Annotated in this window: 24 protein-coding genes; 9 read left to right on the top strand and 15 right to left on the bottom strand. The window is 72.1% G+C overall.

Annotation, left to right across the window (positions count from 1 at the left end; genetic code table 11):
* Positions 1-12: 12 nt before the first annotated feature.
* On the bottom strand, positions 13-1,200 hold the full coding sequence (locus ACFV8T_RS10710; protein WP_385326396.1) for an acyl-CoA dehydrogenase family protein: 1,188 nt from the start codon (positions 1,198-1,200) through the stop codon (positions 13-15).
* Positions 1,201-1,265: 65 nt separating this feature from the next.
* Here ACFV8T_RS10710 and ACFV8T_RS10705 point away from each other — a divergent pair, with 65 nt between their 5' ends.
* Genes ACFV8T_RS10705 through ACFV8T_RS10695 form a run of 3 tightly spaced genes read left to right on the top strand, consistent with a single transcriptional unit; the run spans position 1,266 to position 3,758 of the window.
* Positions 1,266-1,940: a TetR/AcrR family transcriptional regulator gene (locus ACFV8T_RS10705; protein ID WP_266421460.1), complete on the top strand. Its 675-nt coding sequence runs from the start codon at positions 1,266-1,268 to the stop codon at positions 1,938-1,940.
* 24 nt (positions 1,941-1,964) lie between these two features.
* The gene (locus ACFV8T_RS10700) at positions 1,965-2,687 is read left to right on the top strand and encodes an ArsR/SmtB family transcription factor (protein ID WP_385326816.1); all 723 of its coding nucleotides are present in this window, start codon (positions 1,965-1,967) and stop codon (positions 2,685-2,687) included.
* Positions 2,688-2,720: 33 nt separating this feature from the next.
* Positions 2,721-3,758 carry a DMT family transporter gene (locus ACFV8T_RS10695; protein WP_385326394.1) on the top strand — a complete coding sequence of 346 codons (1,038 nt, stop codon included), beginning with the start codon at positions 2,721-2,723 and terminating at the stop codon, positions 3,756-3,758.
* Here the strand turns inward: ACFV8T_RS10695 and ACFV8T_RS10690 are convergent.
* The 10 genes from ACFV8T_RS10690 to ACFV8T_RS10645 form a co-directional block, all read right to left on the bottom strand.
* Entirely contained in the window at positions 3,755-4,837 is a 1,083-nt protein-coding gene (locus ACFV8T_RS10690; protein WP_385326393.1) for a Zn-dependent alcohol dehydrogenase, read from the bottom strand. The two genes, ACFV8T_RS10695 and ACFV8T_RS10690, sit on opposite strands and share 4 nt — an antisense overlap.
* A gap of 75 nt (positions 4,838-4,912) precedes the next feature.
* Positions 4,913-6,301, bottom strand: a complete 1,389-nt coding sequence (locus ACFV8T_RS10685) for an aldehyde dehydrogenase family protein (RefSeq protein ID WP_385326392.1) — start codon at positions 6,299-6,301, stop codon at positions 4,913-4,915.
* An 86-nt stretch (positions 6,302-6,387) separates the two neighbouring features.
* A complete protein-coding gene (locus ACFV8T_RS10680; protein ID WP_385326390.1) occupies positions 6,388-8,289 on the bottom strand; it encodes an ABC transporter ATP-binding protein in 1,902 nt (633 codons plus the stop codon).
* Positions 8,290-8,366: 77 nt separating this feature from the next.
* A complete protein-coding gene (locus ACFV8T_RS10675; RefSeq protein ID WP_385326814.1) occupies positions 8,367-9,626 on the bottom strand; it encodes an MFS transporter in 1,260 nt (419 codons plus the stop codon).
* Complete coding sequence (locus ACFV8T_RS10670; protein WP_385326388.1) at positions 9,623-11,062, bottom strand: CitMHS family transporter; 1,440 nt, start codon at positions 11,060-11,062, stop codon at positions 9,623-9,625. Before ACFV8T_RS10670 ends, ACFV8T_RS10675 begins: the two co-directional genes overlap by 4 nt.
* A gap of 132 nt (positions 11,063-11,194) precedes the next feature.
* The gene (locus ACFV8T_RS10665; RefSeq protein ID WP_385326387.1) at positions 11,195-11,635 is read right to left on the bottom strand and encodes a molybdopterin dinucleotide binding domain-containing protein; all 441 of its coding nucleotides are present in this window, start codon (positions 11,633-11,635) and stop codon (positions 11,195-11,197) included.
* A 73-nt stretch (positions 11,636-11,708) separates the two neighbouring features.
* Positions 11,709-12,329 (bottom strand): TetR family transcriptional regulator, encoded by a 621-nt coding sequence (locus tag ACFV8T_RS10660; RefSeq protein WP_385326385.1) that lies wholly within the window; start codon positions 12,327-12,329, stop codon positions 11,709-11,711.
* Positions 12,330-12,437: 108 nt separating this feature from the next.
* Entirely contained in the window at positions 12,438-13,721 is a 1,284-nt protein-coding gene (locus ACFV8T_RS10655; RefSeq protein ID WP_385326384.1) for a hypothetical protein, read from the bottom strand.
* On the bottom strand, positions 13,718-14,545 hold the full coding sequence (locus ACFV8T_RS10650) for a hypothetical protein (protein WP_385326812.1): 828 nt from the start codon (positions 14,543-14,545) through the stop codon (positions 13,718-13,720). The genes ACFV8T_RS10655 and ACFV8T_RS10650 overlap by 4 nt, the downstream gene beginning before the upstream one ends.
* A gap of 35 nt (positions 14,546-14,580) precedes the next feature.
* On the bottom strand, positions 14,581-16,662 hold the full coding sequence (locus tag ACFV8T_RS10645; protein ID WP_385326382.1) for a right-handed parallel beta-helix repeat-containing protein: 2,082 nt from the start codon (positions 16,660-16,662) through the stop codon (positions 14,581-14,583).
* A gap of 166 nt (positions 16,663-16,828) precedes the next feature.
* Here ACFV8T_RS10645 and hmgA point away from each other — a divergent pair, with 166 nt between their 5' ends.
* The 3 genes from hmgA (at position 16,829) to ACFV8T_RS10630 (ending at position 19,277) form a co-directional block, all read left to right on the top strand.
* Positions 16,829-18,157 (top strand): homogentisate 1,2-dioxygenase, encoded by a 1,329-nt coding sequence (gene hmgA, locus ACFV8T_RS10640; RefSeq protein ID WP_385326381.1) that lies wholly within the window; start codon positions 16,829-16,831, stop codon positions 18,155-18,157.
* Positions 18,158-18,200: 43 nt separating this feature from the next.
* Positions 18,201-18,977, top strand: coding sequence for a GntR family transcriptional regulator (locus tag ACFV8T_RS10635; protein WP_385326379.1), 777 nt, complete (start codon positions 18,201-18,203; stop codon positions 18,975-18,977).
* Positions 18,978-19,139: 162 nt separating this feature from the next.
* Entirely contained in the window at positions 19,140-19,277 is a 138-nt protein-coding gene (locus ACFV8T_RS10630) for a hypothetical protein (protein ID WP_385326378.1), read from the top strand.
* Positions 19,278-19,298: 21 nt separating this feature from the next.
* Here ACFV8T_RS10630 and ACFV8T_RS10625 read toward each other — a convergent pair whose 3' ends face one another.
* Positions 19,299-20,006: a TetR/AcrR family transcriptional regulator gene (locus tag ACFV8T_RS10625; RefSeq protein WP_385326377.1), complete on the bottom strand. Its 708-nt coding sequence runs from the start codon at positions 20,004-20,006 to the stop codon at positions 19,299-19,301.
* A 64-nt stretch (positions 20,007-20,070) separates the two neighbouring features.
* Between ACFV8T_RS10625 and ACFV8T_RS10620 the strand changes: the two genes are divergently transcribed.
* Positions 20,071-21,048 carry an ATP-binding cassette domain-containing protein gene (locus ACFV8T_RS10620; RefSeq protein ID WP_385326375.1) on the top strand — a complete coding sequence of 326 codons (978 nt, stop codon included), beginning with the start codon at positions 20,071-20,073 and terminating at the stop codon, positions 21,046-21,048.
* On the top strand, positions 21,045-21,872 hold the full coding sequence (locus ACFV8T_RS10615; protein WP_385326373.1) for an ABC transporter permease: 828 nt from the start codon (positions 21,045-21,047) through the stop codon (positions 21,870-21,872). Before ACFV8T_RS10620 ends, ACFV8T_RS10615 begins: the two co-directional genes overlap by 4 nt.
* A gap of 12 nt (positions 21,873-21,884) precedes the next feature.
* Here ACFV8T_RS10615 and ACFV8T_RS10610 read toward each other — a convergent pair whose 3' ends face one another.
* The 3 genes from ACFV8T_RS10610 to ACFV8T_RS10600 form a co-directional block, all read right to left on the bottom strand.
* Positions 21,885-22,493 carry a TetR/AcrR family transcriptional regulator gene (locus ACFV8T_RS10610; protein WP_385326372.1) on the bottom strand — a complete coding sequence of 203 codons (609 nt, stop codon included), beginning with the start codon at positions 22,491-22,493 and terminating at the stop codon, positions 21,885-21,887.
* A 274-nt stretch (positions 22,494-22,767) separates the two neighbouring features.
* Entirely contained in the window at positions 22,768-23,031 is a 264-nt protein-coding gene (locus ACFV8T_RS10605) for a hypothetical protein (RefSeq protein ID WP_385326371.1), read from the bottom strand.
* Positions 23,032-23,331: 300 nt separating this feature from the next.
* Entirely contained in the window at positions 23,332-24,141 is an 810-nt protein-coding gene (locus ACFV8T_RS10600; RefSeq protein WP_385326370.1) for an SGNH/GDSL hydrolase family protein, read from the bottom strand.
* Positions 24,142-24,368: 227 nt separating this feature from the next.
* Between ACFV8T_RS10600 and ACFV8T_RS10595 the strand changes: the two genes are divergently transcribed.
* Positions 24,369-25,463, top strand: coding sequence for a DUF5925 domain-containing protein (locus ACFV8T_RS10595; RefSeq protein ID WP_385326368.1), 1,095 nt, complete (start codon positions 24,369-24,371; stop codon positions 25,461-25,463).
* Positions 25,464-25,535: the final 72 nt, after the last annotated feature.

Below are 25,535 nucleotides of genomic sequence, written 5' to 3'. Positions count from 1 at the left end.
CGACAGCGCAGGTCAGAAGGCGGAGACCCCCGTCAGCGCGCGGCCGATGATCAGCTTCTGGATCTGGCTGGTGCCCTCGTACAGCGTCATCACCCGGGCGTCGCGCAGCAGCTTGCCGACCGGGTACTCGTCGATGTAGCCGTAGCCGCCGAAGACCTGGAGCGCGTTGTTGGCGGCGCGGACGGCGGCCTCGGAGGCGAAGAGCTTCGCCTTGGAGGCGGCGGTGGCGAAGTCCTCGCCGCGGTCGACGAGGTCCGCCACCCGCCAGGTCAGCAGCCGGGCCGCGTCGACGTCCACGGAGATGTCGCTGATGAGTTCCTGGACGAGCTGGTAGCTCGCGATGGACTTGCCGAACTGCTCGCGCTCGCCCGCGTAGCCCACGGCGGCGTCGAGGGCGGCCTGCGCGATGCCGACGCAGCCGGCCGCTACCGACATCCGCCCCTTGGCCAGGGCGGACATGGCGATGGAGAAGCCCTTGCCCTCCGGGCCCAGGAGTGCCGACGCGGGCACCCGGACGTCCTCCAGGATCACCTCGGCGGTGGCCTGGCCGCGCAGGCCGAGCTTGCCGTGGATGGTGCGGCGACTGAGGCCGGGGGTGTCGGTGGGGACCAGGAAGGCGGATATGCCCCTGTGGCCGGGGGTGTCGTTGGTGCGGGCGAAGAGCAGCACCACGTCGGCCCAGGTGCCGTTGGTGATGAACATCTTGCTGCCGTTGATGACGTAGCCTCCCCCACTCCCGGCTCCGCTCGATCGGGAGGTGCCCCCTCCGTCCCGGACGGCCCTCGTCGTCAGGTTTCCGGCGTCCGAGCCGGTGCCGGGCTCGGTGAGGCCGAAGCAGCCGATCGCCTCGCCCGCGGTGAGCCTCGGCAGCCAGTGCCGCTTCTGCTCCTCGTCGCCCCAGGCGGCGATGGTCTTGGCGACGAGCCCGAGGGAGACGGAGACGATGCCGCGGACCGAGGAGTCGCCGCGGCCCAGCTCCTCGGTGACCAGGCAGTACGCGAGGTGGTCGCCGCCCGAGCCGCCGTACTCCTCGGGGACCGTCAGCCCGAGGAAGCCGACAGAACCCAGCTTCTTCACGATCGACTTGTCGACGTTCTCGGCCCGGTCCCACTCCACGACGTGCGGGGCGATCTCACGGGCGACGAAGTCCTTGGCGAGCTGCCGGACGGCTTCCTGCTCCTCGCCGAGCTCCAGGTTCATCCTTCGACTCCCCACTTTTAATTAGCACTGCTAGTTTTTCGCTTGCAGGCCCTACTATGTGCCGCATGGCCCGACCGCGCAAGCCCCTCCTGAGCAGAGACCGCATCGTCGAGGCGGCGAGCGCACTCGTGGACTCCGAGGGGCTCGACGCCGTGTCCACCCGTCGGCTCGCGGCCGGACTCGGGGTCAGCGGACCCTCGCTCTACAACCACTTCCGCAACAAGGACGAGATCCTGGACGCGGTCGCGGACGCCGTGTCCGCGCAGGTCGACCTGTCGATGTTCGACGAGTCGGACCCCCGCGACTGGCGCACCGCCCTGCACGACTGGGCCGTCTCCTATCGTGCGGCGCTCACCGAGCACCCGCACATCGTTCCGGTGCTCGCCCAGGGTCCGGGCCGCCGGCCGGCCGGTCTCCGGGTCGCCGACGCGGTGTTCGGAGCGATGGTCAGGGCCGGCTGGCCGCCCGCCCAGGCGACGTACATCGGGGCCCTGATGCGGTACTTCATCACCGGTTCGGCACTGGGCTCCTTCGCCCGCGGCTTCGTCGACGACGAGACGGCGTACGACCCCGCCGACTACCCGCACCTCGGCCAGGCCCATCTGCTGGCCGAGCGCCGCCAGAAGGTCGACGAGGGGGCCTTCGAGACCGGGCTGCGGGCCCTGGTCGACGGCCTCTCGGTCCAGTACGAGCTGCTGGCGCCGGCCGGAACGGTTCGGCCCGCGCCGAAGCGTTCCTGACGCATCCTGGTTCACATGGCACGCATGGCACGCATGGCACACCCCGACCCGGCCGCGCCCCGGCTCGCCGCCCTGGCCGCGCTCCTCGCCGACGAGACCCGCGCGGCCTTCTGTCTGGCCCTGCTCGACGGCCGCGCCTGGACCGCCGGAGAGCTGGCCGGATACGCCTCCGTGGCACCGTCGACCGCCAGCGAACACCTCGGCAAGCTCGTCGCGGGCGGGCTGCTGGCCGAGGAGCGGCAGGGCCGCCACCGCTATCTGCGGCTGGCCGACGAACGGACCGCGCATCTCGTCGAGGACCTGGCGGCCCAGGTCGTCCCCGGCGCCGCGCCGGAGCGTCCGCGCACCCTGAGCGCGGTGAACGCGAGCAGCGCGATGGCCCGCGGCCGGACCTGCTACGACCATCTCGCGGGGCGGATCGGCATCGTGATCGCCGACGCCATGACCGTACGGGGACTGCTGGAGCAGGAAACCGGCTTCGCGCTCACCGATGCGGGCCTGCGCTGGTTCGGCGAGCGGGGCATCGGCCTGGAGACCGGTTCGCGGCGTCCTCTCGTACGGAGCTGTCTGGACTGGACGGAGCGCAGGCCGCACCTGGCCGGGGTCGCGGGTGCCGCGCTGTGCCGCCACGCGCTGGACACCGGGTGGTGCGTACGGATCGGGTCAGGCCGTGCGGTGAAGGCCACCCCGGACGGGGAGCGTGCGTTGTACGAACACCTCGGCATCGAGCCGGCAACAATTCGGTAGGGGCCGAACGGTCGCGGCCTTACGGTCGTGGCCATGACGACCCCGACCTCCTCCCCCGCCGGTCCACCCGCTCCGCACCGCGACTGGCGGGCCGCCGCCGCGGCCGGTACCACCGTGCTGCTGTGGGCCTCCGCCTTCGTCTCCATCCGCAGCGCCGGCGACGCCTACTCTCCCGGTGCGCTCGCCCTCGGCCGGCTGCTCGCGGGTTCCCTGGCGCTCGGCACGCTCCTGGTGGTGCGGCGCGAGGGGCTGCCTCCGCGGGCCGCCTGGCCGGGGATCATCTGGTCCGGGCTGCTCTGGTTCGGCCTGTACATGGTGGTGCTGAACTGGGGTGAGCAGCAGGTCGACGCGGGCACGGCCGCGATGGTGGTGAACGTCGGCCCCCTGCTGATGGCGCTGCTCGGGGCCCGGATGCTGGGCGAGGTGCTGCCCCGCAGGCTGCTGGCGGGCATGGCCGTGTCGTTCGCGGGCGCCGCGGTGGTGGGGCTCTCGATGTCCGGTGACGGCGGCGCGTCGGTGCTCGGCGTACTGCTGTGCCTGCTGGCCGCCGTGGCGTACGCGACCGGTGTGGTGCGCCAGAAGCCCGCCCTGCGGCACGGCTCCGCGCTGCAGATCACCACCTTCGGCTGCCTGGTCGGCACCGTCGCCTGCCTGCCGTTCTCCGGTGCGCTGATCTCCGACGCCGCCGACGCACCGCTGTCCGCCACCCTGAACATGGTCTATCTGGGCCTCTTCCCGACCGCGCTGGCCTTCACCACCTGGGCCTACGCGCTCGCCAGGACCACGGCGGGACGGATGGGCGCCACCACGTACGCGGTCCCGGCGCTGGTGGTGCTGATGTCCTGGCTGCTGCTGGACGAGGTGCCCGCGCCGCTCACCGTCGGCGGGGGGCTGCTCTGCCTGGCCGGGGTGGCGGTCTCCCGGACGCGTCCGCGGACCGGCGCGACGCGGCGGGATCCGGCCCGTGAGCCGGACCGGATGGCCGTGGACGACGCGGAATGTCGCGCTGCCCAGGGCGAGACCGCCGGCCGCCGCCAGGAGCGGCCGGGGTCCCTTCCGGACGGGTCCTAGAAGACCACCAGGGCCCGCCCGCCCTGGCCGGCGATCATGTTGTCGAACGCCGCCGGGATGCCGTCGAGGGTGATGCGCTCCGTCACCAGGGCACCCAGGTCGAGCCGCCCCTCCCGGACATGTCCGGCCAGCACGGGCAGGTCCCGCGCCGGGTCGGAGTTGCCATAGACGCAGCCGGAGAGGGTGCGTCCCCAGTGGAAGAGCTCCAGGGCGTTGAAGGTGACCTGCTGGTCCTTGCCGCCGATGCCGACGACCGTGGTCCGGCCGCCGCGGCGGGTCGACTCCCAGGCGGTGCGGATGGTGACGGCGCGGCCCACGCACTCGATGGCGGCGTCCACCCCCTGCTTGCCCGTGAGGGCCCTGATCTCACGGGCGGTGTTCTCCGAGGCGACCACGTAGTCGGTGGCGCCCGCCCGGCGGGCCAGTTCCTCCTTGTGCGGGGAGACGTCGACCGCGACGATGCGCGAGGCACCGGCGATACGGGCGGCCTGGAGAGCGGCCAGGCCCACTCCCCCGGCACCGAACACGGCCACCGTCTCGCCCTCGCGCAGCCGCGCCGAGTGGTGCACGGCGCCGTATCCGGTGAGGACCGCACAGCCCAGGAGAGCGGCGTCGGTGAGCGGGACACCGCCCGGAACGGGCAGGACGCAGCCCGCGGGGACCACCGTCTCCTCGGCGAACGCGGCGACGTTGAGACCGGGGTGCAGTTCGCCGCCGTCGTCCGCGCGCCGGGCGTGGACGGCGCCCGCACCGTTCAGGGCGTTCGCGCACAGCCAGACCTCGCCCAGCGCGCAGGCGTGGCAACTGCCGCAGGAGGGAGCCCAGTTGAGCACGACGCCGTCGCCCGGCGCCACATGGCCGACGCCCTCGCCGACCGCGACGACGGTGCCCGCGCCCTCGTGGCCGAGGACGGCGGGGACGGGCACCCGCATGGTGCCGTCGGACAGCGAGAGGTCGGAGTGGCAGACGCCGGCGGCGGCGAGGGCGACCCTCACCCGGCCGGGGCCGGGCTCCGGGAGTTCGATGTCGGTGATCTCCAGGGGAGCTCCGACGGCTGGCAGTACGGCGGCGCGGACCACGAACAGGCTCCTTGAGGGGCGGCAGCAGGGGAAACGGGCGGGCGGAAGGGCCGGAACCGCAGGGACGCGGAACGGTCAGAACTGCAGGGACTTGGTCTGGAGGTACTCCGCGAGCCCGTGGGAGCCGAGTTCGCGGCCGACGCCGGACTGCTTGTAGCCGCCGAACGGGGCGAGCGGGTTGAACCGGCCACCGTTGATGTCGACCTGCCCGGTGTCCATCCGCCGGGCGAACGCCACCGCCTCCGCGTCGTCGCCCGCCCAGACCGCGCCCGCGAGGCCGTACACGGTGCCGTTGGCGATGCGCAGGGCGTCGTCCTCGTCCTCGTAGCGGATGAGCGAGACGACGGGGCCGAAGATCTCCTCCTGGGCGATGGTCATCTCCGGGGTGACATCGGCGAACACGGTGGGGCTGACGAAGTAGCCCTGCTCGCGCGGGGCTTCGGGGCCGCCCGCGACGAGGCGGGCACCCTCCGCCACGCCCTTCTCGATGTAGCCGCGCACCCGCGCCTGCTGCTTGGCGTTGACGAGGGGGCCGATGCGGTCGCCGTACTTGGCGGCCGCCTCCGCGGCGAGCGCGACCGCCTCGTCGTACTGCGAGGTGTGCACCAGCATCCGGGTCCAGGCGCTGCACGTCTGGCCGGAGTTGCCCATGACGTTCGCGACGCCGACGCCGACGGCCTTGGCCAGGTCCGCGCTCGGCAGGATGACGTTGGCGGACTTGCCGCCCAGTTCGAGGGCGACGCGCTTGACGGCCGCGCCGGCCGTGGCGCCGATCCGCCTGCCGACGGCGGTGGAGCCGGTGAACGAGACCAGGTCGACGCCGTCGTGCTCGGCCAGGGCCTGTCCGGCGACCGGGCCGAGACCGGTGACGAGGTTGAACACGCCTGCGGGGACGCCCGCTTCATCGACGGCCTCGGCGAAGAGCTGTGCGGTCAGCGGGGTGTCCTCGGCGGGCTTGAGGACGACCGTGCACCCCGCCGCGAGCGCGGGGGCGACCTTGGCGACGATCTGGTGCAGCGGGTAGTTCCACGGAGTGATCGCGCCGACGACGCCGACCGGCTCGGCGTACACGGTGGAGTTGCCGACCTTGTCCTCGAAGGCGTACGAGGCGGCGAGCTCGGCGTACGAGCCCGCCACCAGGACCGGTACGCCCGCGTGCACCGCCTGCGAGAAGGGCAGCGGCGCGCCGAGTTCGGCGGTGACGGTCCCGGCGATCTCGTCCTTGCGGGCGACGAGTACGTCGCGCAGGGCGGCGATGCGCGCGGCACGCTCGGCGGGCGCGGTGGCCGCCCAGGCGGGGAGCGCGGCGCGGGCGGCCCGTACCGCGGCGTCGACGTCCTCCGCCCCGCCGGCCGGGACCTCGGCGATGACCTGTTCGTCCGCCGGGTTCACGACCGTGATCGTGTCCCTTCCCGCGGCGGGCCGCCAGGCCCCGTCGATGTACATGCCGTCGTGGGCCTTCATCGCTGTTCCTCCCGGACACGGTTGCGGACGGGGGCGTCCGCAACCCCAAACTAGCGCTGTTAGTTTTCGGGCGCCAGAGACGCCCGTCACGCCGAGGGCTGCCGGCCGAGCTCGGCGTGCTCCGTACCGGGGTTCTCGAACTGGGTGCGGTACAGCTCCTCGTACCGGCCGCCCGCGGCGAGGAGTTCGTCGTGCGTGCCCCGCTCCACGATCTGCCCGTTCTCCACGACCAGGATGAGGTCGGCCGCCCGGACCGTGGAGAGCCGGTGGGCGATCACGACCGCCGTGCGTCCGGCGAGCGCCTCGGTGAGTGCTTCCTGGACGGCCGCCTCGGATGTGTTGTCGAGGTGGGCGGTGGCCTCGTCGAGGATGACGACGCGCTGACGGGCCAGCAGCAGCCGGGCGATGGTCAGCCGCTGGCGTTCGCCGCCGGAGAGCCGGTAGCCGCGTTCGCCGACGACGGTGTCGAGCCCGTCGGGCAGCGAGGCGACGAGACCGTCCAGGCGCGCGCGGCGCAGCGCGTCCCAGAGGTCCTCCTCGGCGGCTCCGGGGCGGGCGAGCAGCAGGTTGGCGCGCACCGACTCGTGGAAGAGGTGGCCGTCCTGGGTGACCATGCCGAGGGTGTCGCGCAGGGTGTCGGCGGTCAGGTCGCGTACGTCGACGCCGCCGATGCGTACCGCGCCCTCGTCCGTGTCGTACAGCCGCGGCAGCAGTTGGGCGATGGTCGACTTGCCCGCGCCGGACGAGCCGACGAGTGCCACCGTCTGTCCGGGCTCGGCGCGGAAGGAGACCCCGCGCAGTACTTCGTCGCCGCCGCGGGTGTCGAGGCTCGCGACGTCCTCCAGCGAGGCGAGCGAGACCTTGTCGGCGGACGGGTAGCCGAACCGCACCTGGTCGAACTCGACGGACACCGGACCGTCCGGGACCGCCCGTGCGTCCGGCTTCTGGTCGATGAGCGGCTTGAGGTCGAGGACCTCGAAGACCCGCTCGAAGCTGACGAGCGCGCTCATCACCTCGACGCGCGCCCCGGCGAGTGCGGTGAGCGGTGCGTACAGCCGGGTCAGCAGGAGGGCCAGGGCCACGACCGCGCCCGCGTCGAGCCGGCCGCGCAGTGCGTAGAAGCCGCCGAGCCCGTAGACCAGGGCGAGTGCCAGCGCGGACACGAGGGTGAGGGCGGTGATGAACGCGGACTGGGCCATGGCCGTGCGGACGCCGATGTCGCGCACCCGGCCGGCTCTGACGGCGAATTCGGCGGACTCGTCGGCGGGGCGGCCGAAGAGCTTGATCAGGGTGGCACCGGGTGCGGAGAAGCGCTCGGTCATCCGGGTCCCCATCGCGGCGTTGTGGGCCGCGGCCTCCCGCTGGAGCCTCGCCATCCTGGTGCCCATCCGCCGGGCCGGCAGCACGAACACCGGCAGCAGCACCAGTGCGAGCACGGTGATCTGCCAGGAGATGGAGAGCATGACGCCGAGGGTGAGCAGCAGCGTCACGACGTTGCTGACGACGCCGGACAGCGTGTTGCTGAAGGCGCGCTGGGCTCCGATGACGTCGTTGTTGAGGCGGCTGACGAGCGCACCGGTGCGGGTCCGGGTGAAGAACGCGACCGGCATGCGCTGCACATGGTCGAAGACGGCGGTGCGCAGGTCGAGGATCAGCCCCTCGCCGAGATTGGCCGAGAGCCAGCGGCTGACCAGGCCCAGTGCGGCCTCCGCGACGGCGATCACGGCGATGAGGAGGGACAGCCGGGTGACGGTGCCCGACTCCTTGCCGGACACGATCGCGTTCACGACGCGGCCGGCGAGGACGGGGGTGGCGACCGCGAGCAGTGCCGTCGCCACGCTCAGGATCAGGAACAGGGCGACCCGGCGCCGGTGCGGGCGGGCGAACGCGGCGATGCGCCGCAGGGTGGCGGGGTCGAAGGGGCGTCGGTCCGCTTGCGCGTTCATGACGTTGTGGAGCTGTGTCCACGCCGTGGTTTCCATGCTCATGGGAGGAACGTACGACCTCCAGTGGACTTGAGGTCAACCGCCGGGTCCTGGCGGCGGTGAACTGCCATCGGCGGGTGTCAGGCGCGGTCGCGGTCGGCGTGGCGCCGGCCCGGCCGGGGTGCCGGTTCGGTCGGGGCGGCACCGGACTTCCGGGCCCGCCCGCCGCGTACGCCCAGCCCCGCCGCCGCGATCAGGAGGGCGCCGAGCATGACGAACGGCGCCGCGATGCCCGCCACCCCGGCGATCAGACCGGCGGACGCGGGGGCCGCGACCTGTCCCAGGCGGTTTCCGGTCAGCCGGAGGGCGAGCGCGGTGGACCGGGCCTCCGGCGGCGCGGCCTGGACGACGGTCGTCATCGAGAGCGGCTGCCCGACCCCGAGACAGAAGCCGAGCACGGCGAGCATCACGGCCAGCGCGGCCACGGGGACGGGCAGGGCGATGCCCGCGCACAGCACTCCGGCCAGCAGACAGGTCGTGGTGAGCAGCGCCGTGCGGCCGAGGACCCGGAGCATCGGGGTCATCACCAGGCGGCAGGCGATGGTGGCGGCGGCGCGCAGACTGAGCAGCAGTCCGATGGTGGCGGGGGCGATGCCCCGGTGTTCGCCGACGACCGGCAGATACGCGGTGAGGATGTCGGTCGCGGAGAGCACGGCGAGGCTGATGAAGATCCCGGCCGGGACGCCGCGGGCCCGCAGGATGCGGCCGACGGGGACCTTCGCGCCCGGGTCGGCCCGGCGGGCCGCGGGCGCGGACCGGTGCTCGATGCGCCGGAGCGAGCCGAGGGAGACGGCGGCGACGGCGGCCGAGACGAGCAGGGCGAATGCGCTCGTACGGGCCATGGCACCGTCCCGCTCGGAGATCAGATACCCCGCGGCGATCGGGCCGATGAGCTGGCCGAGGGAGGCGCCGATGGTGAAGTGCCCGAAGTTGCGGTCCTGTTCGGCCGGGGCGGACTGACGGGCGACGATCGACTGGGCGCCGATGACGAAGCAGAGGTGGCCGAGCCCCATCACGCCGCTCCAGGCCGCCATCGCCGTCAGCGAGTCCGCCCGGCCGCTCAGGGCGCAGCCGCCCGCGATCAGGACGACGCCGAAGGGCAGCAGGGGCGCGCACCGGCCGTGGTCGGTCCTGCGCCCGAGCGGGACGGCGGCGAAGAGCGGGAGGAGCGCGTACACCCCGGTGATCACACCGATGGCGCGCTCGTCCGCACCGAGCGAGAGAGCCCGGTAGGAGACGGCGGGCCGGGCCATCGACACCGCCCCCTGCGCGAAGGCGAAGGCGATGACGAGGCGCAGCAGCCAGCCCCTGCCGGGCTCCTGGAGGGTGCGCACGGTCAGATGATGCCGAACAGGAGTCCGGCGCAGAGCACCACCAGCGAGGTGAGCGCGGCCCACTTGACGGTGAACCTGGTGTGGTCGCCGAATTCGACCTTCGCCATGCCGACGAGCACATAGACGGCCGGGACCAGCGGGGACGACATGTGCAGGGGCTGGCCGACCAGGGAGGCACGGGCGATCTCCAGCGGGGAGACACCGTGGGCGGCACCCGCCTCGGCGAGCACCGGGACCACTCCGAAGTAGAAGCCGTCGTTGGACATGAAGTACGTCAGCGGGATGCTGAGGATGCCGGTGACGATCGCCATGTGCGGGCCCATGCCGTCGGGGATCGCGCCGACGAGCCAGTCGGCCATGTGCTCGACCATGCCCGTGCCGGAGAGGACGCCGGTGAAGACGGCGGCCGCGAAGACCATGCCGGAGACGTTGAGGACGTTGTCGGCGTGGGCGGCGATCCGGGCCCGCTGGTCGGGCATGTGGGGGAAGTTGACCGTGAGGGCGAGGGCCGCGCCGAGCAGGAAGAGCACCGGGATCGGCATCAGTTCCATGATCATCGCGGTGAGCAGGGCGACGGTGAGGCCCGCGTTGAACCAGTAGAGCTTGGGACGCAGGGTGGCCCGGTTCGGGTCCAGGCCCTTGAAGCCCTCGTCCTCGCCCTCGTCCGGCCCGGAGTCCCCGGCTCCGTCGCCGTCCGCGCCTGCGCCCGTGCCCGTACCGGCTCCGCCGGAGTTCTTGCGGGTACGGTCGCTGCCGCCGCCCGCCCCGACGAGAACGGTCTCCGACTCCGTGGCCGTCTCGGTGGCCAGCACCTCGTCGAGGGTGAGCATGCCGAGCCGCTTGCGCTCGCGTCGGCCCAGCACGACGGCGAGAAGCAGGACGGCGACCAGTCCGATGCCGAGCGCCGGGATCATCGGGACGAAGATGTCGCCCGCGTCCAGCTTGAGCGCGGTGGCGGCGCGGGCGGTGGGGCCGCCCCAGGGAAGGGTGTTCATGACGCCGTTCGCCGTGGCGGCGACACCGGTCATCACGACCATGCTCATCTTCAGGCGCTTGTAGAGCGGATACATCGCCGAGACGGTGATCATGAAGGTGGTGGAGCCGTCGCCGTCGAGGGAGACGATGGCGGCGAGCACGGCCGTACCGACGACGATCCGCATCGGGTCGGCCTTGCAGAAGCGCAGGATGCCCCGCACGATCGGGTCGAAGAGGCCGACGTCGATCATCACGCCGAAGTAGACGATGGCGAACATCAGCATCGCGGCGGTCGGGGCGAGATTGCCGACGCCTTCGATGACGTAGTCACCGAGCTTCGCGCCCTGCCCGACCGCGACGCAGAACAGCGCGGGGATCAGGACCAGCGCCGCGATCGGCGACATCTTCTTCAACATGATCAGGACCAGAAAGGTCGCAATCATGGCGAAGCCGAGGATTGTCAGCATGTGGATACCTATCGCTCACCCTTGAACTCCCACCGGACTCGGCGGTGCGGATGACGTTAGGGCGCGGTTCACAGCGTTAACAAGATGTTGACATGCGAGCAATACGAGCAAAACCCCAGGTCAACGCGGGGATCACGACTTGGGCACGACCGGTGCCCCCGCCGGTGTCCCGACCCGCGCCCCCGCCGGCGCCACGGGCTCGTGTGTCGCGGCGGGTGTCACCGTCACCGGGAATCCGTTGAGCACGGCGGTGCCGGAGAGCGGGTCGAGCCGCGTGCCGTCGAGCAGTTGGTTGACGTTGACGCCGGGGCGGACCGCGGCGACGGAGAGCCGGGTGCCGGGGCGGTGGTGGCCCCACCCGTGCGGGAGGCTCACCACTCCGGGCCGTACACCGTCGGTGATCCCGACCGGGGCGGTCACCGCGCCGCCGTCCGACGCCACGGTGGCCGGGCCGCCGTCCACCAGTCCCAGCCGGGCCGCGTCGGTGGGGTGCACCTGCAAGGTGCAGACGTTCGAGCCGCCGCTGGGCGGCGGCAGCGGTGGCGCGCGTACGTCGGCAAGCAGGGCGAGCATACCGACCGGTACGCACGGTGGGGAGGTGCTGACGCGACGGGCTCGCCCGGGGCGGCCGGACGGTGTCGCCCGGTCAGTCCAGGACGCGCGCCAGGTAGGCCCGGAGCAGGATGCGGGTCTCGGCGACGATGGCCCGGTCGCCCGACGGGTCGGTACGGAAGGCGAGTTGGAGGAGGGCGTCGGCGGCCTCGACGCAGACCAGGATGGTGCGCAGCAGATCCTCGTCGGGGGCGCGGCCGAGGTGCCCGGAGAGCAGTTCGGTGAGCCGGCCCGCGACCCGCTGGTTGGCGTCGCCGGCGGGGTCGTCCTCGGGGGCCGGCGCGCCGAAGTCGACGAGGGCGAATCCGGCCACGGAGCGCTTCATCGCCAGGTATTCGTCCAGCACGGCATCGATGGCGCTGCGCCAGTCCGCGGTCGGGATGACGGCCAGGCGGGAGGTGATGCGTTCGGTGTAGCTGTCCAGATTGCGCCGGGCCAGCGCGTCGGCCAGCGCGCGCTTGTTGGAGAAGAACCGGTAGACGGAGCCGATGGGGACCCCGGCGCGGATGGCCACGGCCCGGGTGGACAGCTGCTCGTAGCCGGTCTCGTCGAGGAGTTCGGCGCAGGCGTCGAGTATCCGGGCGAGGCGCTCGGCGCTGCGCTGCTGCACGGGGGCGCGGCGGAGGTTCGTGTTCGCATGGGGCACGGGCTCCATGATGCCGTGGACCTCCTCTGCGGCGGGCGGCCGGTGGGTTCCGGTGCGGTTGGCCGGTGGGTTCCGGTGCGGTCGCGGGCGGGTGACCGCCGGTCTCCGGCGCGGTTCTCACGCGATGAGCAGCGACAGCCCGCCGATGGTGTACGTGATCATCAGGACCAGCAGCGGGAGTTGTCCGGCGACGGCGCGGCCGGGCGGGAAGAGGCGCACGGACCGGTCGTGGGCGGCGACGACGCCGAGTACGTGGCCGAGGACGATCGCGGCGACCTGGAGCGTGGCGACACCGCCGGGGCCCAGGGGCGGCTCGGGCGGGACCGGATTGTCGGTGCCGGATGCCACCATGACGGTGCGTGGGCCTTCGGTGACGAAGAGTGTGAAGTAGTGGGCGACGAGATAGCCGAGCGCGATCGGGACGAGCGAGTGGGCGAAGGCGGTGAGCGGGTGGCGCAGTTGGCCGGAGATCAGCCGGACGGCGCCGGCGCAGAGGGCGTAGAGGGTGGCGACGAGGGCGACGGCGCCCAGGAGTCCGAGCGTGGCCGCGGTGGTGCGGCCCAGGGGTGAGGTCTGGACGGTGGTGATCCAGGACGGGGAGTCGGAGAAGCCGTCGTAGGCGGTGGAGCCGAGCATGACGCACACGGTGGCGACAAGTCCGGCCGTCTGCGGGGTGGCGTCGAGTCCGTCGAACGGGGAGCGGAGCACGAGGCGGCGGTCGACGGGGCGGCGGCCGAGCGGGGAGAGCCGGGCGAGCAGCCCCGAGTAGACCTCGAAGGCGTCCGCCCGGTCGAACCACCCGGCCCCGTGGCGGGCGGCGCCCGCGAGGTGGACGGCGGCGTAGAGGGAGAGGAAGAGGAGGAGGGCGGTGGTCGACGCGGGGTCGGGGGCTACGAGTTCGAGCCAGGTGAAGGCGAGGAGCCCGGCGGCGGCGGGCCACAGACCGAGCCGTGCGGGAAGGGGCCGGCCCGCGGCGGGGTCGCGGCCCAGTGCGCGGCAGACGAGGAGGTGGACGGTGCGCAGCGGGTTGACCGGTCGCCAGACGGGACCGAGGAGGAGCGACGCGGGGACGAGCCCGACCCAGAGGAGTACGTAGACGGCGCCGGGGGCCGGATTGCGGTCCGGGTCGTCCGGGCCGAGGAGGAGGTGGAGCGTGACGTACAGGGCGGCGGCGAGACCGAGCGCGCGCAGCGCGATACGGGTGGGGCGGGCGTCGGCGAGGCGCTGGACGGCGCACGGGAGCGGGCGGCCCGCCCGGTCGCCGCGGAACCGGGAGGCGGACCAGAGCAGGCCGAGCGCGAGGAAGGAGACGAAGAGCGCGGCGAAGGCTCCGGCGAAGGCGTAGAAGGGGGACAGCGGCAGGTCGTGCTGGGCGCCGATGCCGTGGGCGAGGACGCTCACCGTACGACGAGTTGGGTCAGGAGCAGGTCGGACTCGTGGGTCTCGACCTCGAAAAGCCCGCTGCGGTCGGCGGTGAAGGTGAGGGTGACGGTCCTGCCCGCGGGCAGCCGGGCCTCCTTGTCGTAGCCGTGGACGTGGAGGGTGTCGGCGCGGTCGCTGCGGACCCGGAGTTCGACGGTCCGGCCCTTCTCGATCTCGGTGCGGCCGGGATCGGGGCTGACCCTGCCGTGCGAGACGACGATCTCAAGTGTCGTGTCGGGCCGGGGTGTTGCGGTTCGGTGCTCCTCCGGGGAGGTGGCCGTCGCGGAGGGCGTGGCGAGGGAGGTGGTGGCCTGGACGGGGGTGGCGTTCACGGCCCAGGCGGTGCGGTCGTCGGCGTAGAGCCGTGCGGTGAGGCCGGTACCGCCGCCGGCGGCACGGACGAGGGAGGCGGGGAGGTGGTACCAGGAGCCGTAGACGCGGGCGAGGGGGTGGCCGTCGAGGAACAGCCGGGCGTGGCCGCGCCCGAGGAGGGCGGCGCCGCCCACGCTGTCCGGGGTGAACCTGAAGTTCCGTACGGAGAGGTGGACGTTCCACCCGTCCTCGGAGTCCGGTCGTACGGCGACCGTCACCCCGGGGGCGCCCTCGGCGTCGACCTGGCGCAGCCGGTTGCCGGAGCCGTCGTCGGCGGCGAGCAGCCGGCCGACGCCGCCGCCGGCCTGTTCATGGCTGGTGCCGGGTTTGTGATGGGTGGTGGCCCGCCCGCCGCAGGCGCTCGCACCGAACACGAGGGCGCCCGCGGTGAGCACGGTGACGGCGGCGAGGACCGGCCGGGAAACCCGGATCGGCCGGGCGGGCAGCGACGGTGTGGTGGAACGCTTCACGATGCGTCTCCTTCCGGGGCGGGGCCCGAGGCCGGGGCCGGGACGGAACCGGGGGCCGGGGCCGCGGTCTCTTCCGGCGGGTTGCGGTCGCCGTGGCGGGCGGCGGCGATCACGGCCCACACCACCCAGACCACACCGAGCAGTCCGCGCACCCAGGCCGGGCTGAGCGGAATCCACGGGATCATGAAGACGGCCTTGTCCACGGCGTCGAGCAGCGTGAGCGCACCCAGCACCACCGTGGTCCGGCCCAGCCAGGGCCGTTCCCTCCGGAGCACGAGACCGATGCCGGTCCACCACACCCCGGTCAGCAACAGCGCCAGCGCGGGCACATAGGAGGCGGCCAGCCCCGTCGTCGATCCGGCCACGTCGAGCCCGAGGCCGATCACGCCGAGCCCCGTGGCCACCGTCGCGAGCCGGCTGCCGCGCAGTCTGCGCCACCACAGCACCCCGCCGACCAGCGCGAGCACCACCGCGACCGCCAGCGCCACCTGCACCTCGATGCGCTCGATGCCCCGGGCCCCGTACCAGTCGCAGCCGGCCGGCAGCCGGCGTGCCTGCACGTTGTAGTCGGCACAGACCAGCAGCTGGGCGAGCTTGACCGGTTCGCCGACGAGCCGGTCGGTGCTCCCGGACACGGCGCCGCGCCCGGAACCGCAGGTGGGCAGGGCGCGCGGGGAGGACGGCCCCGCGTCCGCCTGCCAGCAGTTGCCCTCGCCCTGGCCGTCCCACCACACATCGGTGCGGTTGGGGCGGGAGTTGCCCGCCTTGTCCCTGCCGAGGTGGTTGCCCGCGTACCGGTTGTGGTGCGAGGTGTCGGCCTGCTTGGACAGCGCGCCCTCGCCGCGGATGAAGGCGGGGACGGCGGTCAGGACGAAGGCGGCGCGCCGCTGCCCGTAGATCCAGTTGTTCTCGTACAGGTTCCAGTTGCCGCCCGCGGTGATGATGCCGGAACCGGGCGGCATGGAGATCTGCGGGCAGACGACCCCCTCCTCGTAGCCGCGGTCCACGGGCGGCTTGGCGCAGGTGCCGTCGGCGACGTAGGGGTAGTAGTCGGCGTTGTTGTCGTGGATCAGGTTGTGTTCGAAGCGGGCGTGGTTCTGCGGCAGGCCGGGGTGGCCGGGGAAGGCGCTGTCCATCGAGGCGCCGCCCATGTTGTGGTCGAACTCGTTGTCGTGGACGTAGACGGAGTCGCCCGCGGTGCCGGAGTAGCCGACCATGTTGTGGTGGCTGCGGCAGCCGGTGATCTCGATGGAGTAGCGCGGCACGTCGTAGCCGTACGCGTCGTTGATGTTCGACGCGCTGCCGGGGTAGATGCCGGAGTCGCCGTTTCCGTACGACTCGCAGTTCTTGTACAGCCCGTGGTCGCTGGCGAAGGTCAGAAAGCCGTACTCGTCGTTCCACCGGGTGAGGACGGAGTCGATGACGAAGCCGTCCTGGGCCAGGACGTACAGGGAGTTGAAGGTGGTGCGCTGGGCGGTGAAGTTCCTGAAGTAGATGCCGTCGGAGCCGTCCGCGCGGATCGCGTTGAGCTTCTGGTACTTGGCGTCGACGACCACGTCCGTGCGCTCGGCGCCGGTGCCCTCGATCTGGAGGTCCTTCTTGCCGAGGATCGCCACCAGGTTCTGGTTGTGCGGGCACCGAGCCTGCTGCGCGTACGACAGGATCTGGTAGCCGAGCTGGGAGTTGGGTGCCTTCAGCCGGGCGCACTCCCCCGTCGGCTTGGGCAGCGAGGGCTCCTCCTCGTACAGGCCGGGCAGGATGGCGATATTCATGCCGGGCCCGTCGACCGCGTCGACGGCCTGTTGCAGATGGCGGTAGCCGGACTTCTGGCACCGGTCGAAGAGCTTCAGGTTCCGGGTCCGCAGCCCCTCCGGGAAGCCGGACACCCGGCGTTCGAAGTCCGCCCGGTCGCTCTTGCAGACCAGCAGATCGGGTTCGCCGGTGCGGTACACGGGAACGCTGCCGGTTCCGTCGGGCAGGGTGACCGGACGTTCCTCGTGCGCCTGGGCGGCCGGGGCCGCGAGCAGGGCGGCGACGAGCGCCGCCAGAACCACCAGAAGTCTTCGTGTCCACGACATGTGCGGGAGAGTAGAGCATTGTTCAACTTTTTGAACCCCCCCGTGCATCACACATTTGGAACACTCCGGGAACCCCCGGAACCCGTGTGCGTCACGAATGCCGTTGACTCGCCTCGATCCGATTCCTACGGTTACCCATAGGATTCCTTCGGCACCGGGAGCGCACATGAGCGGCAACGAGCAGGCGAGGAAGACGGCGGAAGCGCTGGAGCATTCCGCCGGTTTCGGCAATCAGCACAGCTCGGAGGCGGTTGCGGGGGCGCTGCCGCACGGCCGCAACTCCCCCCAGCGCGCCCCCCTCGGGCTCTACGCGGAGCAGCTGAGCGGCTCCGCCTTCACCGAACCGCGCGCCCACAACCGCCGTTCCTGGCTCTACCGGATCCGCCCGTCGGCCGCTCATCCCCCGTTCGTCCGGATCGGCAACGGGGCGATCCGGACCGCCCCGTTCACCGAATCCGTGCCCGACCCCAACCGGCTGCGCTGGGATCCGCTCCCCGAGCCCACGCCCGGGACGGACTTCCTGGCGGGCCTGTGGACCCTCGGCGGCAACGGCGACGCGACGCAGCGCACCGGAATGGCCGTGCATCTCTACCACGCCGACTCGTCGATGACGGACCGGGTGTTCAGCGACTCGGACGGCGAGCTGCTGATCGTCCCGGAGCGCGGCGGCCTGCTGCTCCGTACCGAACTGGGCCTGCTGCGTGCCGAACCGGGGCACGTCGCGCTGATCCCGCGCGGCGTCCGTTTCCGCGTGGAGCTGCTCGACGCCACCGCCCGCGGCTATGTCTGCGAGAACTACGGCCAGCCGTTCGCCCTCCCCGACCTCGGCCCGATCGGCGCCAACGGCCTGGCGAACGCCCGGGACTTCCTCGCTCCCGTCGCGGCGTTCGAGGACGACGACCGCCCGGTGGAGGTGGTCAACAAGTTCTGCGGGAACCTCTGGTCGGCGACCTACGACCACTCGCCGCTCGATGTGGTCGCCTGGCACGGCAACCACACCCCGTACGTCTACGACCTGCACCGCTTCAATGTCATCGGCTCGATCAGCTATGACCATCCCGACCCGTCGATCTTCACCGTGCTGACGTCGCCGTCCGACACCCCCGGTCTGGCCGGTGTCGACTTCGTCGTCTTCGCGCCGCGCTGGCTGGTCGGCGAGGACACCTTCCGGCCGCCGTACTTCCACCGCAATGTGATGAGCGAATACATGGGCCTGATCGAGGGCGCGTACGACGCCAAGACGGCCGGCAAGGGCGGTTTCGTGCCGGGCGGCGGCTCGCTCCACAACATGATGTCGGCGCACGGCCCGGACCGGGAGACCTTCGACCGGGCGAGCGAGGCGGAGCTGAAGCCGCAGAAGATCGACGACGGCCTCGCCTTCATGTTCGAGACCCGCTGGCCGGTGACGGCGACGGGGCAGGCGGCGACCGCCGGTCATCTGCAGCACGGCTACGACGACGTGTGGCAGGGTCTGAGCCGCAACTTCAGGCCGTAGGCGACACCGCCGCCCCCGGCCCGGTCCGAACGAAAGGCCCCAGGTGCCTCAGACGCCCAAGATCTCCCCGGGGCCGGCCTTCGCCCCCGATTCGCTGGTCCTGAACCGAAAGCTGCCGCTGTGGTACCAGGTCTCGCAGTCGTTGCGCGCCTCGATACTGGGCCGTGCCAGGGACGCCTCGGCGCGGCTGCCGACCGAGGAACAGCTCGCCGCGCACTACGGCGTCAGCGTCCTGACGATGCGCCAGGCGCTCAAGGAGCTGGAGACCGAAGGGCTGATCAGCCGGCACCGGCGGCGCGGCACCTTCATCGAGCCGCGCGCCCGCCGGGTCTCGCCGGTCCGGCTGCTGGGTTCGATCGATGCGATCGTGGCCCAGCAGTCGGGCGAGCGGACCACGGTGCTCGGCCACGGCCCGGTCGCCGTGCCGGGGGATCTCACCGAGTACTTCCCCGACTGCGCGGAGGTGGTCAGCTACCGCCGGCTGCGCCACGACGGCGACAGCGACGAGCCCACCAACTGGGTGGAGAACGTGGTGCGTCCCGAGATCGCGGCCCGCCTGGACGTCGCCGATCTCGAACGCTGGCCGATGACCAAGGTGCTGCGCGACCGGGTCGGCGTCCGTATCGCGCGCATCACCGACACGGTCGAGGCGCGGCTGGCCGACCCGGCCACCGCCGAACTCCTCCAAGTCCCGCTGCTGAGCCCGATCCTGTTCTACACGGGCGTGACGTACGACGAGAGCGGCCAGGTGGTCGACGTGGCGCAGATCCGCTACCGGGGCGACCGGTTCTCCTTCTCGGTCACCGTGGAAGCCCACTGACCACTGGAAAGGCGCACCGACCGCCGCGGAAGGGCACGGGCGCACTGCCTCGTGCCGCGGCGGTCCGGCCCCGCGCCCGGCCCCGGGAGTGGACCTCCGAGCTGCTGGAACTGATCGCCCCGCTCGCCCTGTTGGACGGGCTCCGGCCCCGGCAGGAGGGTCTTGCCGACGGGTCCGCAGCTCACGGCCGCCGGTCTCCGCGCGGCGGGCGTCCTGCCCGTCGCGGCCACGGCCCGGCGGCCCGCGTCGGTGCTCGGGCATCAGGAGGAGGGCCCGGACGGGCAGTTCGCGCTGCTGTGACGGGGCGACCGGGCCCGCCCGCTACCGGTCGAAGGAGTCCAGCACCCGGTGGAGCGCCCGGTCGAAGACCCCTTCCAGATCGATCGGCCCCGGGTCTTCGGCGAATCCCGCCGCCATCCGCGGATACTTCCCGGTCGCGATCTGGCTGATCAGATAGCCGGTGCGCGCGGCGTTCTCCTGCTCCTCGGACCAGGGCAGCGACCGGCTGCGCTCCGCCGTGGCGATCTCATTGGCCACAAAGGTGGTGATCACGCCGTTGACCATCGCGACGAGTTCCATCTTCTCGCCGAACCGCGCGTCGACCCCGTCCAGACAGCTGAGCGCGTACTCCAGGTACCGCAGGGCATTCGGACTGAAGCCGTACACGGGTGACATCAGCCGGGGCACCCAGGTGTGGCGGTGCATCATCGCGCGGGTCTGGCGGGCGAGTGCGACGAGGTCGGCGCGCCAGTCGCCGGAGGGCTCGGGGAAGTCGTACCCCCCGCTGACCGCGTCGAGCATCAGCTCGTACAGGTCCTCCTTGCGCGGCACGTAGTTGTAGAGCGACATCGTGCCGCAGCCGAGCTCCGTCGCGACCTTGCGCATGGACACCGCGTCGAAGCCGTCCGCGTCGGCGATGCGGACGGCGGCCGCCGCGATGTCCGCTCGGCTGAATGCGGGCCTGGGGCCCCGGCCCGCGCGCTCGGGGCGCGCCCAGATCACTTCGGGTACAGCGGGTCGCCCCACCATCGATCATCACCTCGCCCACCATCGTAGTTACGTACACCGTACGTAGTGCGATACGGTGGGCCGTATGAAAACTACGTACGCTGTACTTAGTGAAGGTCTGGAGAAGCGCTACGGCGATGTACACGCGCTGCGCGGGCTCGACCTCGCGGTCGCCGAGGGCACCGTCTGCGGAGTGCTGGGACCGAACGGCGCGGGCAAGACCACCGCCGTCCGGGTGCTCACCACGCTGACGACGCCGGACGGCGGCAGCGCCCGGGTCGCCGGCCACGACGTGGTGCGCGAGGCGGCCTCGGTCCGCGCGGCGATCGGCGTCACCGGGCAGGACGCCTCGGTCGACGGCGAGCTGTCCGGCCGGCAGAATCTGCGGCTCTTCGCCAAGCTGCAACGGTTCCGCGGCGACGCGGCACGCGCCCGCGCCGACGAGCTCCTGGAGCGCTTCGAGCTGACCGAGGCGGCCGACCGCCCGGCCCGCACCTACTCGGGCGGTATGCGCCGCCGCCTCGATCTCGCCGCCAGTCTGCTGACCCGCCCGGGGGTGCTCTTCCTGGACGAGCCGACCACCGGTCTCGACCCGCACAGCCGCAACCAGATCTGGGCGGCGGTACGGGAGCTGGCCGGCCGGGGCACGACCGTCCTGCTCACCACGCAGTATCTGGAGGAGGCCGATCAGCTGGCCGACGACATCGTGCTGATCGACCGGGGCCGGGCCGCCCATCGCGGCACCCCCGCCGAGCTGAAGTCCCGCATCGGCAGTTACGCCGAGGTGGTCGTCGCCCATGAGTCGGCGCTGCTCCCGGCGGCCGGTGTGCTCGACCAGCTCACCGGCGCCGAACCGGTGCTCGACCACGAGCGCCGCACCGTGGGCGCCGTCGCGACCGACACCACGCTCACCCTCCCCCGTATCATCCGCGAGCTCGACGCTGCGGGCGTACCGGTGATCGACGCGAGCCTGCGCCCGCCGACGCTCGACGAGGTCTTCCTCCGCCTGACCGACCGCGGCAACGGCCGCACCGCCCCGCCCCGGAAGGAGACGGCAGCATGAGCGGCACGACACTGGTCCACGAGCGGCCCGCCACGACCGCCGCGAGCACCCCCGTCGCCGACACTCTGGCCGTGCTGGGCCGCCATCTGCAGCGGATCAAGGCGGCCCCGGGCGTGGTGATCCTGACCCAGACCATGCCGATCACGATGCTGCTGTTCTTCGGGTACGTGTTCGGCAGCGCGCTGGCCGTGCCGGGCCAGGAGTACCGCGCGTTCCTGGTACCGGGCCTGCTGGCCGCGACGGCGGCCAACGGCATCATGGTCGGGATGTTCCAGTCCTCGCAGGACTGCCACCGCGGGGTGATGGACCGGTTCCGCACCCTGCCGATGAGCCGGCCCGCCGTGCCGTTCGGCCAGACCGCCGCCGATCTGCTGACCACGGCCATCGGCATGGTCCCGCTGATCCTCGTCGGACTCGCGGTCGGCTGGCGGATCGAGGGCGGGGCGCTCGCCGCCCTTGGCGGCTTCGGGCTGCTGCTGCTCCTCCGGTTCGCCACGTCGTGGCTGGGCTGCTGGCTGGGCCTGCTGATCCGCAACGAGGAGATCGCCGGTCAGCTGGGCAGCGCCACCTTCATCCTGCCGCTGCTGTCGAACGCCTACATCCCGACCGACAATCTGCCGGGCTGGCTGCGGACGGTCGCGGAGTGGAACCCGATCAGCGCCATGGCCTCGGCCGCCCGCGACCTGTTCGGCAACGCGTCCCCGGCCGCCGACGCCGCCTGGCCGGTCGCCCATCCGGTGGCCGGGACGCTCGCCTGGTCGGCGGTACTCCTCGCGGTGTTCGTGCCGCTGTCCGTACGGCGTTACGCGCGCGGCGGCGAGTGACCGTCGGGCACCTCACCGGGGCAGCGCACAGGGCCGGTCCAGGGCGCCGAGCAGGCTGATGAAGCTCGACTCCAGAAAGGCCCCGAGCTCCGCCGGCGCGTCCGGTTCCCCGCGCGGCCAGCTGGTCACGGCCTCCTCCGCGAACGCCGTCCAGGCGCGGGCGGCGACGGCCAGTCGCGGCGAGTCCGGCATCCCGAGCCGCCGCTGCCCCTCCGCCACCCGCCGGGCGAGGATGGTCCTGGTTCCGTCGACGATGTCCTCCACCGCGGGGTGACTGCCCGCGGCGCCGCGGACCAGGGCGAGATAGACCTTGCGGTGCTCCAGTACGTACCGCACGAAACCGGCGATGAACGACCGCAGCCAGGGGACGGGCCCCAGCGAGGGGTCCGGTTCCGTGGCTGCGACGAAGTCGTCGCACTCCTGCTGCACCACGGCGCGGTAGAAGTCGCGCTTGGAGTCGAAGTAGTGGAAAAGCAGTCCCCGCGAGATACCGGCCCGCCGCGCCACGTCGTCCGTGGAGAGTTCGTCCAGCGACCGCTCGGCGAGCATGTCCAGGCCGATGGCGACCAACTGGGCCCTTCGTTCGTCGGGGCTCAGGCGCGCGGCTCGCTTTTCGGACATACGTACAGTCTAGAAGTACTTCGGCGCCGAAGTACTTACCGAGGCGCCCACTGAAGCAGTCACCGAAGCCTTCCCGGGACCGCGACCGTCGCCCTCCGGCGCCCGGTGAACACACCGAAGCGCCGCCGTGGGCCCTGGGGAGACGGGAGGGCGGACAGCAGCGCAGCGCCGGGACGGTGTGATCACCTGCGGCCCCGAGCGGGAGGCCGGGCGACGGACCCTGGCCGGGCAGCCCGGACGGAGGACCGGTGGGCGGTCGTGACGGGCTGTCGGATCAGCGGCGGCTACCGAAGAGCGAGCGCCGGAGTCGTCGCAGCGGCGCGAAGAGCGAGACCCGCGCGCTCTTGCTCCGGCGACGGTGGGCGGCATCGCGCGAGGTGAGCTCGCGCATCAGCAGTGTCGCCTCCGCGGCATCCCGCTGTGGCACGGCGGGACCGCCGAGCACCGCGAGATGGCGGTCCAGGCGCGAACTCGTCGCACCGCTCCCGCATGTGATGGCAGGCACACGCGGCCTGCTCCGCATCACTATCTGTTCCATGTCACTCCCCACCCGTACGAGGGCACCCGACCCGGGCAGGGTAACCCTATCGCCCCGCGGTGACACTCGTGTATCCCGGTCGCAGGATCGCGCACACACATACGGAGGTTGACACCTCACCCATGAATCCGCCCGATTTCAGGGCGAGTTGGACAGAACGGAAACGGACGGATTCGCTCCGCCCGCAGGCCCGCCGCGGGCCGCCGGCCGTCCGCGCACCCCGCCGGACGGAGACCCCGGCGAACAGGGGTCCCCTGCCCGTCAGACGGCCGAACGGGCCCGGCGCATGCGCTGGTGGCGTCAGGCCGCCGAGTTGAGGACGGGCAGGTAGCCGCCCGACTGTCCGGCGGCGGTGGGGTGGTAGGACTCGCCGATGTTGAGCCAGTTGAGACTGTGCAGCCAGGCGCTCCCGGAGCAGATCTCGTGACCGGTGAACTTCCCCGCGACATCGGCGAAGGCGAAGCCGTGGTCGGCGGCGCGCTTGGCGGTCGCCGCGTTGAGGTAGTCGGCCGCCCCGTTGATCGCGGTGCGCACCTTGTCGCTCAGGCCGACGGCACAGGTGCCGCCGATCTTGTAGAAGCGCGGGTAGCCGAGGACGACGACACGGGCGGACGGCGCCTTGGCCTGGATCGCCGAGTACACCGAGTCGAGGTTGCCGGGCAGGGTGGTGTCGACATAGCTGCGGGCCGTGGCGATCCGGCTGAGGCAGGTGGCCTCCGACTGGAGGACACAGGTGGTCATGACGTCGGCGAAGCCCGCGTCATTGCCGCCGACGGAGATCGAGACGAGATCGGTCGAGGAGTTGAGGGGGCCGAGCTGATTGGCCTTCACATCACCCGAACGAGCACCCGAGCACGCGGTGAAGGCGAACGAGGCGGGCGAGTTGGCGGCGGCCCAGAGGGCGGGATACGCCTTGGTGCTGCGCTTGCAGTCACCACTGGCGCTGTCGTAGCTGCCGGACCCGACACCCGAGGAGTAGGAGTCGCCGAGGGCAACGTAGTCGACGGCCTGAACAGACGTTGCGGCGCTGGCGGTGGCCGCTCCGGTCAGAGCGAGAACGGCACCGAGCAGGAGCGAGGACGAGAGCGCCGCGAGTCTGGACATCTTCATGGAACCTCCCTGGGACCGACCGACGGGATCTCCGCCCGGTCTGCCGAGTCCGTGGTAGCAGTTCCGGCACCCCCACCGGAAGTGTGCATGCCAAGTTGCTCCAATAATTCAAGTCCCTTTCCGCGCCCCCTTGAGGCCGCGTCATGTCCGTGACCGCTGCCGGGAAAGGGGAGGAAGGTAGTGAAACCCGGGTGCGTCGGGTACCCCCTTGCCGGATCATGGGCGCCATGTCTGCCAACCCCGAGTCCGCTCTGCCGATCCGGCTCACCGTCGACGACAGCGATTCCCCGTCAGATGTGGTCGACGCGCTGTTCCTCGGCCGTTTCGCGACGGGCGAGCAGCCGTACTCGCACAGCTCCACCCTGGACCGCGTCAAGGCCGGGGCCACCCTGCTGCCCCCGGCCGCCAAGGTGCTGCGCGCCGCCCGCGACGACGACCGCAGTGCCACGCTCGCCGAGGGCGACGGCTGGACGCTGCTCATCTCGCGGTGGAACCGCGGCGCCGACGTCACGGTCACCGCGACCAGCGCGGAGCTGGCCCAGCAGGTCCTCGGCCAGGCGACGGACGGCGCCCTGGACGAGCCCGAACCCCAGCCCGAGAACGTGACGATGGGCTTCTGGTACGTCTCCCCGCGCCGCGGCCCGCACCGCACCACCCGGCAGATCGCCGCCGGCACCTGGGACGAGGTCCGCGGCAACTACACGGCGCCGGTGGCCGATGCCATGGACCGGCTGATGAAGGTCACGCCCGACGACATCTCGGGCCGGCTGCTCCTGCTGCACGGCCCGCCGGGCACCGGCAAGACGTCCGCGCTGCGCACGCTCGCGCGCTCGTGGCGGGACTGGTGCCAGGTCGACTGCGTGCTCGATCCCGAGCGGCTCTTCAACGACGTCGGCTACCTGATGGACATCGCGATCGGCGAGGACGAGGGCACGTCCAAGGGCCGGTGGCGGCTGCTGCTCCTGGAGGACTGCGACGAGTTGATCCGCGGTGAGGCCAAGCACACCGCGGGCCAGGCGCTGTCCCGGCTGCTGAACCTCACCGACGGGCTGCTCGGGCAGGGCCGCAATGTGCTGGTGGGCGTCACCACCAACGAGGACCTGGAGCGGCTCCACCCGGCCGTGGTCAGGCCCGGCCGCTGCCTCGCCAGGATCGAGGTGGGCTCACTGACCCGCAAGGAGGCGGTGGCCTGGCTGGGCACGGAGAAAGGGCTCGGCCGCGAGGGCGCGACGCTCGCCGAGCTGTACGCGCTGCGGCGCGGAAGCGGTCCCGCGTCGGTGCCGAAGCAGGACTCCGGGGCGGACGCGGGCCTGTATCTCTGAGAGCCTGTCGGGGGGAGCCCCCCCCCCCCCCCCCCCCCCCCCCCCCCCCCCCCCCCCCCCCCCCCCCCCCCC

It is taken from the genome of Streptomyces sp. NPDC059832 (assembly GCF_042731715.1).
Lineage (GTDB): Bacteria > Actinomycetota > Actinomycetes > Streptomycetales > Streptomycetaceae > Streptomyces.
The sequence above is the reverse complement of the archived record's forward strand: the minus strand, read 5'-3'. Positions and strand labels throughout refer to the sequence as shown.

Excerpts from the sequence above, each read along its gene's own strand:
- ACFV8T_RS10710 (WP_385326396.1), bottom strand. The coding sequence starts at position 1,200 with ATGAACCTGGAGCTCGGCGAGGAGCAGGAAGCCGTCCGGCAGCTCGCC.
- ACFV8T_RS10705 (WP_266421460.1), top strand. The coding sequence starts at position 1,266 with ATGGCCCGACCGCGCAAGCCCCTCCTGAGCAGAGACCGCATCGTCGAG.
- ACFV8T_RS10700 (WP_385326816.1), top strand. The coding sequence starts at position 1,965 with ATGGCACGCATGGCACACCCCGACCCGGCCGCGCCCCGGCTCGCCGCC.
- ACFV8T_RS10695 (WP_385326394.1), top strand. The coding sequence starts at position 2,721 with ATGACGACCCCGACCTCCTCCCCCGCCGGTCCACCCGCTCCGCACCGC.
- ACFV8T_RS10685 (WP_385326392.1), bottom strand. The coding sequence starts at position 6,301 with ATGAAGGCCCACGACGGCATGTACATCGACGGGGCCTGGCGGCCCGCC.
- ACFV8T_RS10680 (WP_385326390.1), bottom strand. The coding sequence starts at position 8,289 with ATGAGCATGGAAACCACGGCGTGGACACAGCTCCACAACGTCATGAAC.
- ACFV8T_RS10670 (WP_385326388.1), bottom strand. The coding sequence starts at position 11,062 with ATGCTGACAATCCTCGGCTTCGCCATGATTGCGACCTTTCTGGTCCTG.
- ACFV8T_RS10665 (WP_385326387.1), bottom strand. The coding sequence starts at position 11,635 with ATGCTCGCCCTGCTTGCCGACGTACGCGCGCCACCGCTGCCGCCGCCC.
- ACFV8T_RS10660 (WP_385326385.1), bottom strand. The coding sequence starts at position 12,329 with ATGGAGCCCGTGCCCCATGCGAACACGAACCTCCGCCGCGCCCCCGTG.
- ACFV8T_RS10645 (WP_385326382.1), bottom strand. The coding sequence starts at position 16,662 with ATGTCGTGGACACGAAGACTTCTGGTGGTTCTGGCGGCGCTCGTCGCC.
- hmgA (WP_385326381.1), top strand. The coding sequence starts at position 16,829 with ATGAGCGGCAACGAGCAGGCGAGGAAGACGGCGGAAGCGCTGGAGCAT.
- ACFV8T_RS10625 (WP_385326377.1), bottom strand. The coding sequence starts at position 20,006 with ATGGTGGGGCGACCCGCTGTACCCGAAGTGATCTGGGCGCGCCCCGAG.
- ACFV8T_RS10620 (WP_385326375.1), top strand. The coding sequence starts at position 20,071 with ATGAAAACTACGTACGCTGTACTTAGTGAAGGTCTGGAGAAGCGCTAC.
- ACFV8T_RS10615 (WP_385326373.1), top strand. The coding sequence starts at position 21,045 with ATGAGCGGCACGACACTGGTCCACGAGCGGCCCGCCACGACCGCCGCG.
- ACFV8T_RS10610 (WP_385326372.1), bottom strand. The coding sequence starts at position 22,493 with ATGTCCGAAAAGCGAGCCGCGCGCCTGAGCCCCGACGAACGAAGGGCC.
- ACFV8T_RS10605 (WP_385326371.1), bottom strand. The coding sequence starts at position 23,031 with ATGGAACAGATAGTGATGCGGAGCAGGCCGCGTGTGCCTGCCATCACA.
- ACFV8T_RS10600 (WP_385326370.1), bottom strand. The coding sequence starts at position 24,141 with ATGAAGATGTCCAGACTCGCGGCGCTCTCGTCCTCGCTCCTGCTCGGT.
- ACFV8T_RS10595 (WP_385326368.1), top strand. The coding sequence starts at position 24,369 with ATGTCTGCCAACCCCGAGTCCGCTCTGCCGATCCGGCTCACCGTCGAC.